Annotated in this window: 10 protein-coding genes; 4 read left to right on the forward strand and 6 right to left on the reverse strand. The window is 68.0% G+C overall.

Annotated features, from left to right (window positions below):
• Positions 1–21: 21 nt before the first annotated feature.
• A complete protein-coding gene (locus GOAMI_RS18920) occupies positions 22–1,188 on the reverse strand; it encodes a pyridoxal phosphate-dependent aminotransferase (protein WP_006438192.1) in 1,167 nt (388 codons plus the stop codon).
• 101 nt (positions 1,189–1,289) lie between these two features.
• Between GOAMI_RS18920 and GOAMI_RS18925 the strand changes: the two genes are divergently transcribed.
• Both GOAMI_RS18925 and GOAMI_RS18930 read left to right on the forward strand, forming a co-directional pair.
• Entirely contained in the window at positions 1,290–1,847 is a 558-nt protein-coding gene (locus GOAMI_RS18925; RefSeq protein ID WP_040004991.1) for a hypothetical protein, read from the forward strand.
• 141 nt (positions 1,848–1,988) lie between these two features.
• Entirely contained in the window at positions 1,989–3,752 is a 1,764-nt protein-coding gene (locus GOAMI_RS18930; RefSeq protein ID WP_006438194.1) for a protein kinase domain-containing protein, read from the forward strand.
• 58 nt (positions 3,753–3,810) lie between these two features.
• Here GOAMI_RS18930 and GOAMI_RS18935 read toward each other — a convergent pair whose 3' ends face one another.
• The 4 genes from GOAMI_RS18935 to allB form a co-directional block, all read right to left on the reverse strand.
• On the reverse strand, positions 3,811–5,481 hold the full coding sequence (locus GOAMI_RS18935) for a DNA repair helicase XPB (RefSeq protein ID WP_332490534.1): 1,671 nt from the start codon (positions 5,479–5,481) through the stop codon (positions 3,811–3,813).
• A gap of 55 nt (positions 5,482–5,536) precedes the next feature.
• A complete protein-coding gene (locus tag GOAMI_RS18940) occupies positions 5,537–6,463 on the reverse strand; it encodes an oxygenase MpaB family protein (RefSeq protein WP_006438196.1) in 927 nt (308 codons plus the stop codon).
• Positions 6,464–6,644: 181 nt separating this feature from the next.
• On the reverse strand, positions 6,645–8,993 hold the full coding sequence (locus GOAMI_RS18945) for a helicase-associated domain-containing protein (protein ID WP_006438197.1): 2,349 nt from the start codon (positions 8,991–8,993) through the stop codon (positions 6,645–6,647).
• Between the two features lie 153 nt (positions 8,994–9,146).
• Positions 9,147–10,541: an allantoinase AllB gene (gene allB / locus GOAMI_RS18950; RefSeq protein WP_006438198.1), complete on the reverse strand. Its 1,395-nt coding sequence runs from the start codon at positions 10,539–10,541 to the stop codon at positions 9,147–9,149.
• 248 nt (positions 10,542–10,789) lie between these two features.
• Between allB and GOAMI_RS18955 the strand changes: the two genes are divergently transcribed.
• Together GOAMI_RS18955 and GOAMI_RS18960 are read left to right on the forward strand one after the other, a co-directional pair.
• Positions 10,790–12,343, forward strand: coding sequence for an NCS1 family nucleobase:cation symporter-1 (locus tag GOAMI_RS18955; RefSeq protein ID WP_006438199.1), 1,554 nt, complete (start codon positions 10,790–10,792; stop codon positions 12,341–12,343).
• Between the two features lie 20 nt (positions 12,344–12,363).
• Positions 12,364–13,086, forward strand: a complete 723-nt coding sequence (locus GOAMI_RS18960; protein ID WP_006438200.1) for an aspartate/glutamate racemase family protein — start codon at positions 12,364–12,366, stop codon at positions 13,084–13,086.
• A gap of 214 nt (positions 13,087–13,300) precedes the next feature.
• Here GOAMI_RS18960 and GOAMI_RS18965 read toward each other — a convergent pair whose 3' ends face one another.
• Positions 13,301–13,759 carry a TIGR03086 family metal-binding protein gene (locus GOAMI_RS18965; RefSeq protein ID WP_006438201.1) on the reverse strand — a complete coding sequence of 153 codons (459 nt, stop codon included), beginning with the start codon at positions 13,757–13,759 and terminating at the stop codon, positions 13,301–13,303.
• Positions 13,760–13,893: the final 134 nt, after the last annotated feature.

Genomic DNA, 13,893 nt, shown 5'->3' on the forward strand with positions numbered 1-13,893 from the left:
GAACCGGCATGGGGGCGGAGCTCAGAGGTTTCGCAACCGTTCCGCGGCTTCGGCGATAACGTCGTCGCGTTTGGCGAAGGCGAAGCGTACGAGGTGGTGCCAGGGTTCACGGTCGTCGGCGAAGACGCTGACCGGGACCGCGGCGACGCCGATCCGTTCCGGCAACGACCGGCAGAACTCGATGCCGTCGTCGATGCCGAGGGGGCGGGGATCGGCGCAGACGAAATAGGTTGCCTCGCTGCGATGTACGTCGAAGCCGGCGTCGAGTAGCGCGTCGGTGATCATATCCCGCTTCTCCTGCAGCGCGGCGGCCGATCCACGGACCCAACCGATCTCGTTGTCGAGTGCGTGCGCGACGGCCGGTTGGAACGGTCCGGAACCGACGTAGGACATGTACTGCTTGGCCGTCTTGGCCGCGGCGACCAGTTCAGGTGGTCCACTGATCCAGCCGACCTTCCAGCCCGTGCAGTTGAAAGTCTTACCGGCGCTGGAGATCCGGAGCGTACGCTCGCGCATCTCGGGCAGGGTCGCCAGCGGGGTGTGGGTGCGTCCGTCGAAGAGCAGGTGTTCGTACACCTCGTCGGTCACCGCGATGACGTCGAATTCGATGCACAGGCGGGCGATTTCGGCGAGGTCGTCCTCGGAGAGCACGGTGCCCGTCGGATTGTGCGGCGTGTTCAGCATGAACACGGCACTCTTCGGGCCGAAGGCGTCCGCGAGACGTTCGCGGTCGAGGCGGAAACCGTCGCCGTCGGGGACGAGCGGTACGACGCGTCGGACACCACCGGCCATCGCGACGGTCGCGGCGTAGGCGTCGTAGTACGGCTCGATCATGATGACCTCGTCGCCCGGCTCGATGATCCCGACGATGGCACCCGCGACCGCTTCCGTCGCGCCGACCGTGATCAGAACCTCGCGGTCGGGGTCGTAGTCGAGGTCGTAGTGCTCGCGCTGGTGGCGCGCGACCGCATGCCGCAGTTCCAGGACCCCGATCCCGGGCGGGTACTGGTTGTGGCCGTCGGTGATGGCGCGCCGGGCGGCTTCGAGCATCGCTTCCGGACCGTCGGTGTCGGGGAAACCCTGCCCCAGGTTGATGGCGTCGTGCTCGACGGCCAGCGCCGACATCTCGGCGAAGATCGTGGTCATGAACGGCCGCAGACGGGTCGCGGTCCTGCTCTCGAATGACATGCGTCCAGGGTGGCACATCGCCGGGCCGTGCAGCGTCCGGACCGCGTTTGACCTGCCTGATTCCCGGGCTTTGCAACGTCATTGCAGCGTACGATCCTCGCATGACAGCGCCGGCGAAGGTTCGAACGTCTGGTCGCGTGCGACCCGCGGGCATCATCGCGATCGTGGCGTGCGCCGCGCTGGTGGTGCTGGGCGGATGTTCGTCGGTCGAGCGTGTGACGAACAACGTCTCCAAGCCGTCGGATGTGGCGATCGGTCAATGTGTGCAGGTCAGGACGGCCGGCGGCGACGATGCAACGGTCGAGGCGACGAAGTCGGATTGCGACGCCGACGCGATGACCTTCATCGCGTCGCAGATCGTGTCCGGCGAGTGCGGCGAGTTCGAGAACTACCTGACCTTCCCCGAGACCTCCGACCGTCTGTGTCTGATGCCGAACTTCGCTCAGAGTGAGTGCTACTCGATCCCGCAGTCCGCGGGTGGGTCGCTGGTCGACTTCAAGGAGGTCGACTGCGACGCCGACGCCGGCCCCGACTCCGTGATCTATCGCGTCGAGACCACCGGCGACGGCTCGCTCGAATGCGCCGAAGGCCAGGTCAAGGCCACCTACGAGAAGCCGGAACCGCGCGTCTACTGCCTGGCGTCGCTGTCCGGCGCCTGACCCTCATCGCCCCTCGACCGGGCCACCGCCGCATCGTTCCGGGGTGGTCCGGTTGAGCGACGCCGGGACACGTTGTGGTCGCCGCACACGATCTGGAGGTGACAGACTTGGACAACCTGCCGAGAAGGATGAGGAGGGGCGATGCCGCGGAACCCCGGGGAGCACTTCGCCGGATACACGATCATCCGACTCATCGGTCGGGGCGGAATGGGCGAGATCTATCTGGCCCGACACCCGCACCTGCCGCGCAACGAGGCGCTGAAGGTCCTGCCTGCCGAACTCAGCCGTGACCCGATGTACCGGCAGCGGTTCGTCAAGGAGGCCGAACACGCCTCGAGTGTCGTGCATCCGTCGATCGTCACCATCTTCAACTCCGGTGAGTACGACGGTCATCTGTGGATCGCGATGGAGTTCATCGACGGCATCGACGCCCTCAAACTGTTGCGGAAGACTCCGCAGGGACTCGATCCGCAGACCGTCATCGCCATCGTCCGGTCCGTCGGCGCCGCCCTCGACCGTGCCCACGCCACCGGCCTGCTGCACCGCGACGTCAAACCCGCCAACATCCTGCTCCAGGGCCTCGACAGTCCAGAACCGCGAGTGTTGCTCGCGGACTTCGGGATTGCCAAGTCGGAACAGGACGTCAGCCATCTGACGTCGACCAACGTCTTCCTCGGCACCGTGGCCTACGCGGCGCCGGAGCAACTGCTCGGCGACACCGTCGACGGCCGCGCCGACCAGTACGCGCTCGCCGCCACCGTCTTCGAACTCCTCACCGGCCGGCCACCGTTCCAGGGCTCCGGCACGGCGTCGATCATCGCCCACCATCTGCAGTCGATGCCGCCACGACTGTCGAGCCTGCGTCCCGGGATCTCGCCCGCGGCCGACGCGGTGTTCAGTCGCGCACTGGCCAAGGAACCCGAACGCCGCTATCGCTCGTGCCGTGAGTTCGGCGTCGAACTCGAACGAGCACTCACCACACCGGACCCGCCGAAGCTGTCCAAGGGGCCGCCGCTGCCAGCCCCCGGTTCGACGCCCGGACCGGGAATCGGTGCTCCGTATCAGCGGCCGGGGAGCCATGGGCCGCAGCAATCGCCTCGGGCCGCGCAGCCGCCCTACGGGGGTCAACCGTCGTATGCCGGGGCTTCGCCCGGCACCGGGTCGCCGGGGTATTCGCCCGGACAACCGCCACCGGGTTCGTATCCCGGCGGCTACCAGGGGTATCCGTCGCAACCCGGATACCCGACGCCGCCGCCCGGGAAGAAGGGGTCGGGGGTACTGATCGCGCTCGGTGCGCTCGCGCTCGTGCTGGTCCTCGCCATCGTCGGTGGCATCGTCTACGTGGCGACCAAGGTGTCGAGCCCACCCGAGGCGTCGGGGACATCGACGACGAACGCAGCCGGCCCCACGGAGTCCGCCGGGACCACCCCGGGCCAGAGTCCCGCGGCCCGCACCACCGACACCACGCCACTGTCGGTCACCGGACCCGACGACGTGCAACTCGGCGAATGCGTCAGCATCGCCATGCAGGCGGGGTCGTCGACGACGGTGCTGGCGTCGAAGGTCGACTGCGACTCGTCGGGCATGAACTTCTACACCGCGTCGATCATCCCCGCATCCACGTCCTGTGCCAGCGAACAGAATTCGACGCTGACCTTCCCGAACAGCACCCGGAAGCTGTGCCTCACACCGAATTTCTACCAGGGGCTCTGCTATCTGATCCCGAAGGAGGGCGGGTCGCTGTCGGACTATCGCGAGGTTCCGTGCACGAGTGCGCCCGCGTTGCGGACGGTACTCGCGCGCGTCAGCACACGGGCCACCTCGTCGGTCACCTGCGCCACGGGCGAAGCCCGCTGGACGTTCTTCCAGCCGGAGTCGATCGGATATTGCCTCGTCGAGATCTGACGGGGGACAGGGGCGTGGTCGACCCCGGCGGGTCTCGCCGCCGGGGTCGGGGCCTGACTCAGTCCGCGGAGGTGGTGTCCCCGATGGTCGGGCCGAGGAGGTCGTCGGCGTCGGTGATGCGGTACGCGTAACCCTGCTCGGCGAGGAACCGCTGCCGGTGTGCGGCGTAATCGGCGTCGAGGGTGTCGCGGGACACCACCGAGTAGAAGTGGGCTTGTCCGCCATCGTGTTTCGGTCGCAGCAGGCGACCGAGGCGCTGGGCCTCTTCCTGGCGTGACCCGAAGGTGCCCGACACCTGGACGGCTACCGACGCCTCCGGGAGGTCGATGGAGAAGTTCGCCACCTTGGACACGACGAGCGTCTGCAACTCGCCGGAACGGAAGCGGTCGAACAGGATCTCGCGCTCCTTGTTCTTCGTCGACCCCTGGATGACCGGGCAGTCGAGTTCGCGGCCGAGCTCCTCCAGCTGGTCGATATAGGCGCCGATCACCAGCGTCGGCGCCCCCTGGTGCTTGTTCAGGATCGCCTTCACCACGTTGACCTTGGTGTGCGCGGTGGAGCAGAGCTTGTACTTCTCCTCTGGCTCGGCGACCGCGTACTGCAGGCGCTCCTCGTCGGTGAGCGTCACGCGGACCTCGATGCACTCGGCGGGTGCGATCCAGCCCTGGGCCTCGATGTCCTTCCACGGGGCGTCGTAACGCTTGGGGCCGATGAGGGAGAAGACGTCATCTTCGCGGCCGTCCTCGCGGACCAGGGTCGCGGTGAGGCCGAGGCGTCGGCGCGACTGCAGGTCGGCGGTCATGCGGAAGACCGGGGCGGGCAGCAGGTGCACCTCGTCGTAGATGATCAGGCCCCAGTCGCGGGAGTCGAAGAGGTCGAGATTCCTGTACTCGCCCTTCGACTTTCGCGTCATCACCTGATAGGTCGCAATGGTGACCGGACGGATCTCCTTGCGCTCGCCGGAGTACTCGCCGATCTCCTCCTCGGTCAGCGTGGTGCGGGCGATCAGCTCGCGCTTCCACTGCCGGCCGGCGACGGTGTTGGTCACCAGGATCAGTGTGGTGGCGCCGGCCTTGGCCATCGCGGCCGCGCCGACCATCGTCTTGCCCGCACCACACGGCAGCACGACCACACCGGAGCCGCCGGCCCAGAACGAGTCGGCCGCCATCTCCTGATAGTCGCGCAGGTGCCAGTCGTCCTGGGCGAGGGCGATGGGATGCGCCTCGCCGTCGACATAACCCGCGAGGTCCTCGGCCGGCCAGCCGACCTTCAGCAGCACCTGCTTGAGGCGGCCGCGCTCGGACGGATGGACGATGACGGTGTCGTCGTCGATCTGCGCACCCAGCATCGGGGCGACCTTCTTGTTGCGCATGACCTCGAGCAGCACCGCACGGTCGAGGCTGACGAGGGTCAGTCCGTGCGCCGGGTGCTTCACCAGCTGCAGGCGGCCGAAGCGGCCCATCGTGTCGACGACGTCCATCAGCAGCGGCTGCGGCACGGCATAGCGCGAGTAGGTGACCAGCGCGTCGACGACCTGTTCGGCGTCGTGACCCGCGGCGCGCGCATTCCACAGGGCGAGAGGCGTGACCCGGTAGGTGTGCACGTGCTCGGGGGCACGTTCGAGCTCGGCGAAGGGTGCGATCGCCGCACGGGCCGCCGGCGCGTCGGGGTGGTCGACCTCGAGCAGCAGCGTTTTGTCGGATTGCACGATCAGGGGTCCATCGGTCACCCGCTCCATTGTCCAGATGGGAGCACCGATTGTCAGCGACGGGCCTCTTTGTGGGTCAGAACACGGGGATGCCGAGCCGTCGGCGCACCCGCAGGTCGACGATGTTCAGCCGGAAAATACCCCGCAGAAGCGGTGCCACGACCGGGTCGACGACGCGCATCGCGGCGAGAATCGACTGGTAGCGGCGGGCGTCGTCCTCGGTCCAGGTCCAGCCCATCATCGCGCGGAACTCCGGGGGGAGGCCTGCGTTGATGGCGTAGGTGAGGAAACCGCCGAGGGTCTTGTGGGCGACGGTGCCCACGACGCCGGCGCGGAACTCGAGGAACGAGAGGTCGGCGAGATTGCGTAGTTCCTGGCGCACCGGCTCGTCGATCCGCAGTTCGGCCAGCTGGCTGTTCCAGTAGACGAGGAGCTCGTCGTAGGTGGCCGGCCACTTGTCGCGGGGGACGTTGAGCGCGGTGCCGAGCGGATGCGCCTCGGTGAGGACCATCTGCTTCTCGGCCTCGGTGAGCGGTCCGTAGATCAGTTCGTACTGGTCGATGAAGTACTTGAGCAGGCACACCGCGACCCACAGCTGCAGACGCGAATCGTTGGCGCTGTAGCGGACGGGGCTGGTCTCGGTGGAGTAGACCTGGTCGTGGACACGGCCGACGAACTCGTGGATGTAGGCATTGTCCTCGTCGCTGCCCATCAGCGCGACGGCCAGGAAGGTGCCGGTGGTGCGGGCCCGTTTGGTCGGGCGCTTGATGGCGTTGCCCCGCGGGACGCGGCTCTCGTGGACGCCGTACCCGACCTTCGGGTTGGACAGCTGCATGATCACGTTCGCGACGGAGAGCGTCGGACCGATGACGGTGACGAGGTCGGCGGGGCGTGTCACCGGACGCCGGCGTCGTGACGGCGGTTTGATCCTCGATACCAGGTCGTGCTGGTAGGTGTCCGGGACGTCGGCGGTAGCGTCGGCGAGAGGGCGCACAGCGGTCATGACGGGCCAACTTTCCTCGGCTGAGTACCCGTGAGCCTACCAAGATTCTGAGACGGATGTCACAGGTCGTTCCATTGGGCGGCCGGACGGCTGAGAAATTCGTCCCCCTGAAGGGTGTCCGGGGGCAATATGCCCTCGGGTGGTGCTCAGGGGGACGAGAATTTCGCCGGACCGGCGCAGACTAGGCGTCGAGCAGCTCGACGCTGGTGAGGCGGTGCAGGGAGAACCGCTGCTCGGTGTCGTTGCCGTCTTCGACGGCCACCAGTTGGCCGGCGCCGAGGACCTTCGGGGTCACGACGTGGCGGCTGGCCGACCCCTGGGCGTCGACATATCCGACGCGGAGACGCCGGTGGGCGCGCAGTGCGAGCTGGATCAGCGCGGTGGCCGACTCGCCGCCGCCGGTCGCCCGCACGGGTGTCGAGGTCGAGGTGGTGCGTACCGGGGTGGCCGCCGCGGCGCGGTCGGTCGAGCGGATCCGTCCGACCACCGAACGCAGCTGTTCCGCCGACGGCGCGCTGCGGCGCGGCTGGCTCTGGCGACGTGCCCGCGACACGGTGACGCGACTGCCGCGTTCGCGGAGGTCGACGACGGCGCCCGACGAATCCTCGCCTGCCGGAGCGAATCCCGCGGCGCGCAGCTGATCGATCACCTCGCGCACCTCCGACGGCGAGATCGCCACGGTCGGGGCGAGCGCCCGCAGCGCAAGGGGTTCGGCGGCCGGACTGCGCAGCACCGCGGCCAGGACCGTCGAGTCCTCGCAGCGGATGAAGGCCGACGCGACGCCGACCCGCAACTGTCCGTGCTTACGGGCGACGTCCTCGATCAGATACGAAAGAGATTGTGGCACCGGAGTTCTCGAATGGGTGGTGAACATCGACAGCAGCTCGTTGCTGCTGCGTCCGGCGTCGAGCGCGCGGCGCACGCTCTCCGGGGTGATCCGGTACACCGACGCCGCGCCACCGGATTCGAGGTCGGCGACGAGTTCGACCTGCTCGGCGAGTTCCGGTGTCATCGGGCCCGGCACGGTGAGCGTGAGGTCGGCCTGGGTGAGGAAGTGGTCCACCGGCTCGGGCAGTACGGCCCGCATCGCCGCCAGGACCGCGGCGTCGGCGTCGGCGGGATCGGCGTCGGCCGGCGGTTCGACGGTGTAGGCCCGGCCGACGGTGGTCAGCGCATCGTGCGCGACGAGGCCGATTTCGCGTGCCTCACGCAGGGTTTCGGCGACGAGGCGTCGGCTGAAGCGTCGGATCTGGCGCGGCCGATGCCAGTGCAGGTTCGCCAGCACGGCGTCGGGCGACACCGCGACCGCCGGATCGGCGTGGGCGAGCGTCGACAGGATGAGCTGCCGCTGGATGGGGGCGTAGGCGTCGTGGAGTTCGGCGGACAGGGTGGCCATCGCGTTGCCGTCGCGGTCGGGGTCGCCGACCTGCCAGGCGCGGCGGGGCATGTGCAGCCAGGCGTCGGCCAGGGACAGCCACTGGCGTTCGCGCGGCTGGTGCATCCAGGTGTCCGCGGTGGAGGTCGGGGCGAAGGCCTGCTCGCCGGAGTCGTTGGGCGGCGGAGGTTCCGGGAACCCGGCGTCGATGATCCGGAGGTAACCGGCGAGTTCGATCAGGAAGGCGACGCTCCCGGTCTCGATGCCGGTGAGCTTGGCGAGGCGTCGGAGTTCGCGGACGCCCAGCGCTCCGGACCGCAGGACCGCGGCGGGGGTGGCGCCGAGGACGTTGATCAGCGAGGTGAGGTGGCGGATGAGTTCGAGTGCCTCGCCGCCCGCCGCGGCGTCGACCGCCTTGGCCGGGAAGCGGGGCTTGAGACCCGGTTCGTGCAACGGAGGGGGAGTGAGATCATCGGTGCGCCAGGCTGGTTCGTCGCGGATCACCGCTCCGACCATGGGTGGGAGTTCGACGGTCTGATTGTCGACGCGGGCCAGTAGTCCCGACGAGATCAGCTGTGCGACCGGCGTGGACGGGTCGGCGTCGGGGGCCGCGTCGCGGCTGCGACCCAGGGCCGGACCGCGAGCGAGGGTCTCCAGGAGCTCTCTCGGTCGCTCGTCGAGATCGGCGATCATCGCGGCGATCTCCTCGCCGGTCCGCCCCGCCATCGGGCCGGTGAGATGCGATGACCGCCACGGCATCGCGGACTCCACGTGCTCGCCGGCGCAGAGAGAGGTCTTGTCGCCCCAGAGGATCGCGCGGCGTCGGAGAAGGTCGATGCGCGCCCGGACGGCATCGGCGTCGGCGCGCCCGGACAGCGCCTTGACGATCTTGGTGACCGATGGGCGCTTGGTCTTCGCGGTACTACGGCTGCCCAGCGCGATCGCCTGCTCCAGGACCGTCACTGCCAGGACGTCGAGATCCTCCCCGGCCAGCGCCAACGACGCCGCCGAGAGAGCACGCTGCGCCAGGACCCGGGTGCCCTGCGGAGTTGGGGAGGCGAGGTCGGGGCGTTCGATCAGCAGTTCGGTGAGCTCGTCGTCGGAACGCGCGGCCAACTCATCGGCCAGGCCGGCGTGCTGGTCATCCGAACTCATTCGATCGAGCTTACCGGGTGGGGCATCCGGCACTGTTCTGGCTGTGGGCGGTGGTAACGCCTCGCTACGCTCGGTGGCGGGCGGGGTTTCGACGCGACGCCTCGCTACGCTCGGTGTCGGCTCAACCGGCATGACGCGACGCGTCGGGCGTACTCAGACGTCGCCGCGGCGGAGCATCCGACCCCGCGGGGTCTCGAAGTCGACCCGCTGTCCGCGAACCCAGGTCCCCGTGACCACCCCGGCCAACGCGCGGCCGTCGTACGGGCTCACCGGATTCTTGTGGTGGAGCCGGTTGACGTCGACGATATGGGCGGATTCTGGCTCGAAGATCGCGAAGTCGGCATCGCAGCCGAGGGCGATGCGGCCCTTGGTCGGCAGGCCGGCGAGATCCGCGGGCTTCGACGCCATCCACTCGATGACCTGCGGAAGGTCGATGCCGCGTTTCTTGGCCTCCGACCAGATGAGCGACAGCCCGAGCTGCAGTGACGCGACGCCGCCCCACGCGACGCCGAAGTCGCCGTTCTCGGGGTCCTTGAGATCGATGGTCGACGGCGAGTGGTCGGAGACGATGCAGTCGATCGTGCCGTCGAGCAGTCCCTCCCAGAGCAACTCGCGGTTGCCGGCCTCGCGGATGGGCGGACAGCACTTGAAGGCCGTCGCGCCGTTGGGCACCTCCTCGGCCAGCAGGGTGAGGTAGTGCGGGCAGGTCTCGACCGTGATCTTCACCCCGTCGTTCTTCGCGCTGGCCAGCATCGGCAGGGCGTCCGACGAGGACAGGTGGAGCACGTGTGCACGCACGCCCGTCCATCGCGCACGCTCGATGACCTCGGCGATCGCCAGGTTCTCGGCGCCCCGCGGCCGCGACGCGAGGAAGCGGGCGTAGTCGTCGCCTTCCGGTGACGGGGCGTTGTCGATGGCGCGGGAGTCCTCGGCGTGGACGATCATCAGCGAGTCGAACTCGGCGAGCTTCGCCATGTCGGCTTCCATCTCGTCGGCCGTCAGGTGCGGGAACTCGTCGACCCCCGAGTGCAGCAGGAAGCACTTGAAGCCGAACACGCCCGCGTCGTGCAGTCCGCGTAGGTCGTCTTCGTTGCCGGGGATGGCGCCGCCCCAGAAACCGACGTCGATGTGCGTCTTGCCCTGCGCGGCTGCGCGCTTCTCGGCCAGCGCGTCGACGTTCACGGTGGGCGGGATCGAGTTGAGCGGCATGTCGATGAGCGTGGTGACGCCGCCGGCGGCCGCCGCACGGGTGGCCGAGTCGAAGCCCTCCCATTCGGTGCGGCCGGGCTCGTTGACGTGCACATGGGTGTCCACCAGTCCGGGGATCATCACCTGGTCGTCGGCCAGCTCGATGACCTCGCGGCCGGCCAGTCCGCTCCCGAGCGGTTCGATGGCGACGACACGCCCGCCGCGGATGCCGATCTCCCGCGCCACGATACCGGCCGTCGTCAGCGTCTGGCGGCCCCGCACGACCAGGTCGAACGGCGCTTCGGTCACGTCGGAGGCGGAATCGGAGAGAGGGGTCGGGGCACCGGTTTCTGCGGTCATGGGGCGGGACTCCTTGGGTGGTCGCCGTGTCCGGGGGTCGGTCCAGAGACTAACCCAGCAGATTCCTCATCGTGGAATCTTGCGATGCTATTTCGGAAACGCGGCTCGCGAGTAGTGCTGGGCGGTGCTATTGACAACGCCCCTGACGATGCGGATAACCTTCACGCACGCGGAACACTAATTCCACATCACGGAAACTTCGCGAGTGTACGAGCGCGGTCATCGACCGTCCGACCGAAAGTGCAGAGATGAGCACTGAACCGTTCACGATCCAGCGCGACGAGGCGACGTCGACGACGTCCCGGACCGGCATCCCCGTCGCCGAGGACGCGCACGGTGTGACCGGAACCGTCCCGGCCGGGCTGAGTCCCAAGCTGTACAACGACGACCTGGCGCCCACCAGCCGCGTCGGCCGACGCTGGAGCAGCTACAACATCTTCACGTTGTGGGCCAACGACGTTCACAGCCTCGGCAACTACGCGTTCGCGATCGGCCTCTTCGCGCTCGGACTGGGCGGCTGGCAGATCCTGACGGCGCTGGTGCTCGGCGGCGTCTTCCTCTTCCTGCTTCTGAACCTCTCCGGTTTCATGGGCGAGAAGACCGGTGTGCCGTTCCCGGTCATGAGCCGAATCTCGTTCGGCATCCGCGGCGCGCAGATCCCGGCCCTCATCCGCGGTGGAGTCGCCATCGCGTGGTTCGGCATCCAGACCTACCTCGCGTCCGTCGTCCTCCGGATCATGCTGGTCGCGCTGTTCCCGGGTGCGGCCGATCTGGACACCAACCGGTTCCTCGGGCTCTCGACCCTCGGCTGGATCTCCTTCGTGTCGTTGTGGGTCATCCAGGTGATCATCGTCAGCTACGGCATGGAGATGATCCGTCGCTACGAGGCCTTCGCCGGTCCGGTCATCCTGATCACGATGGTCGCGCTGGCCATCTGGATGCTGAGCAACGCCGACTGGAGCATCGCGTGGTCGACGCCCGACTCGCTCACCGGTGTCGACATGTGGCTCAAGATCATCGGCGGCGCCAGCCTGTGGGTCGCCATCTACGGCACCTTCGTCCTGAACTTCTGCGATTTCACCCGCAACGCCGAATCGCGAAAGGCGATCGTGCGCGGCAACTTCTGGGGCATCCCGCTCAACATGCTGCTGTTCGGCGGCATCGTGGTCGTCCTGGCCGGCGCCCAGTTCCGGATCGACGGCCGCGTCATCGAGTCGCCGTCGGACATCGTCCAGACCGTGCCCAACACCTTCCTGCTGGTGCTGGCCTGCCTGGCGCTGTTGATCCTGACCGTGGCGGTCAACCTGATGGCCAACTTCGTCGCCCCGATCTACGCGCTGTCCAACCTGTTTCCGCGCCACCTCGACTTCCGGCGTGCAGCATTCGTCGCGGCGGTCATCGGCCTGGTCATCCTGCCGTGGAATCTCTACAACTCGCCCGCGGTGATCAACTACTTCCTCGGTGGACTCGGTGCGCTCCTCGGGCCGCTGTTCGGCATCGTCATGGCCGACTACTGGCTCGTCCGACGCTCGCGGATCGACGTCCCCGCGTTGTTCAGCGAAGCCCCGGATGCCGCTTACCATTACCGCAACGGCGTGAACATGCGGGCCATCGTCGCCCTGGTCCCGACGGCCGCCATCGCCCTGGTGATGGCCTTCGTCTCGGCTTTCGAGGTGGTCTCGGAGTTCTCCTGGTTCATCGGTGCCGGTCTCGGCGCGGTCGTCTACCTGCTGGTGGCCGACCGCCGGGGACCGTTCGCCGAGGTGTCGGGTGAGCCGATCTCCGTCCCCAGCACCCACTGACAACCCCGGAGGAAGATCCGATGCGCATCCTCGTCGCCAACGTCAACACGACCGAGTCGATGACCGAGGCCATCGCCTCCTCGGCACGCTCGGTCGCCTCGCCCGGCACCGAGATCGTCGGCATCACACCACGGTTCGGTGCCGACTCGTGCGAGGGCAACTTCGAGTCCTACCTCGCCGCGATCGCGGTGATGGACGCGATCCTCGCCTACCCCGAGCCGTATGACGCCGTCATCCAGGCCGGGTACGGCGAACACGGACGCGAGGGACTGCAGGAACTCCTCGAGGTCCCGGTCGTCGACATCACCGAGGCCGCGGCGTCGACGGCGATGTATCTGGGTCACCGGTTCTCGGTCGTGACGACGCTGGACCGCACGGTCCCGCTGATCGAGGACCGGCTCAAGCTCGCCGGACTCGACCAGCGCTGCGCATCGGTCCGGGCCTCGGGTCTCGGTGTGCTGGAACTCGAGTCGGATCCGGAACGGGCGGTCAAGGCGATCGTCGAACAGTCCCGGCAGGCGGTTGCCGACGACCACGCCGAGGTGATCTGCCTCGGCTGCGGCGGGATGGCCGAACTCGAGGAACAGGTCCGCGCCGCGACCGGCGTGCCGATCGTCGACGGTGTGCGCTCGGCCGTCACGATCGCCGAAGGTCTTGTCCGGATGGGACTCTCGACGTCGAAGGTCCGGACCTACGCCAAGCCGCGGGAGAAGAAGATCACCGGCTGGCCGTTCACGATCTGATCGACGGGTATCCGTTCCGTCCGAGGGGCGTCCGGAGATGAGGCCCGCACAACGGCTAGTTCTGTGCGGTTGTCCGAGACCACCGCGGGTCCCGACCGGTCAAGCCGGCGAGCCGGTCGGCGAGGGGTGCATCGTCGGGCACCTCGACCACCGGTCCGAACATGCCGTCGCGCTCGTCCTGCGGTTGCGGTGGGAAGTGGAAGTCGAAGACGACCTAAAGGATCTCATCGGGCACATCGAACGAGATGCCCGCGGCGCGCGCGATATCCCAGCCGTGTAGCACCAGTTCCGATAGTGCCACCATCCCCATGATCTCGGCGGGCAACTCGACACCGCCGGCCTGGGTCATCCCCTCCCAGGCGGCATCATCGTCCCACGAATCCGCGAGGTCGTGCACGTGACGTTGCATATCGTCCCGCCACTCCGACGGCAGTTGGGTCTGCTGGTTCTGCGTCGGGTCTGGCGGCGTCGACGTCAGCGGGCCGAACTCTTTGCGTGCCGCAGCCGAGAACGCCTGCGACAGGCCGTCAACATGGGTCAGCAGGGCGGCGAGGTTCAGGTCGCGACACGGGGTCGGACGGGCCAGTTCCGTATCGGCGATCGTGGCAGTCATGGCGACCACGTGATCGGCAGCTGCCGATATCGATCGCGCCTTGGGGTTGTCGGTGGACATGCGCTCCCTCTCGTCGTCTCCGGGTACTCACCGGGACTGACCGACCAACAGCGGACTTCTCATCGGCCGGCGACGTCGTGCGGCCTCGGCGTAGCCGGCCTTCGGGCAGAACGCGCGACGTTGACGTGGTGCTC

The sequence above is a fragment of the Gordonia amicalis NBRC 100051 = JCM 11271 genome, assembly GCF_000332995.1.
Classification (GTDB): domain Bacteria; phylum Actinomycetota; class Actinomycetes; order Mycobacteriales; family Mycobacteriaceae; genus Gordonia; species Gordonia amicalis.

Excerpts from the sequence above, each read along its gene's own strand:
- GOAMI_RS18920 (WP_006438192.1), bottom strand. The coding sequence starts at position 1,188 with ATGTCATTCGAGAGCAGGACCGCGACCCGTCTGCGGCCGTTCATGACC.
- GOAMI_RS18925 (WP_040004991.1), top strand. The coding sequence starts at position 1,290 with ATGACAGCGCCGGCGAAGGTTCGAACGTCTGGTCGCGTGCGACCCGCG.
- GOAMI_RS18930 (WP_006438194.1), top strand. The coding sequence starts at position 1,989 with ATGCCGCGGAACCCCGGGGAGCACTTCGCCGGATACACGATCATCCGA.
- GOAMI_RS18940 (WP_006438196.1), bottom strand. The coding sequence starts at position 6,463 with ATGACCGCTGTGCGCCCTCTCGCCGACGCTACCGCCGACGTCCCGGAC.
- GOAMI_RS18945 (WP_006438197.1), bottom strand. The coding sequence starts at position 8,993 with ATGAGTTCGGATGACCAGCACGCCGGCCTGGCCGATGAGTTGGCCGCG.
- allB (WP_006438198.1), bottom strand. The coding sequence starts at position 10,541 with ATGACCGCAGAAACCGGTGCCCCGACCCCTCTCTCCGATTCCGCCTCC.
- GOAMI_RS18955 (WP_006438199.1), top strand. The coding sequence starts at position 10,790 with ATGAGCACTGAACCGTTCACGATCCAGCGCGACGAGGCGACGTCGACG.
- GOAMI_RS18960 (WP_006438200.1), top strand. The coding sequence starts at position 12,364 with ATGCGCATCCTCGTCGCCAACGTCAACACGACCGAGTCGATGACCGAG.
- GOAMI_RS18965 (WP_006438201.1), bottom strand. The coding sequence starts at position 13,759 with ATGTCCACCGACAACCCCAAGGCGCGATCGATATCGGCAGCTGCCGAT.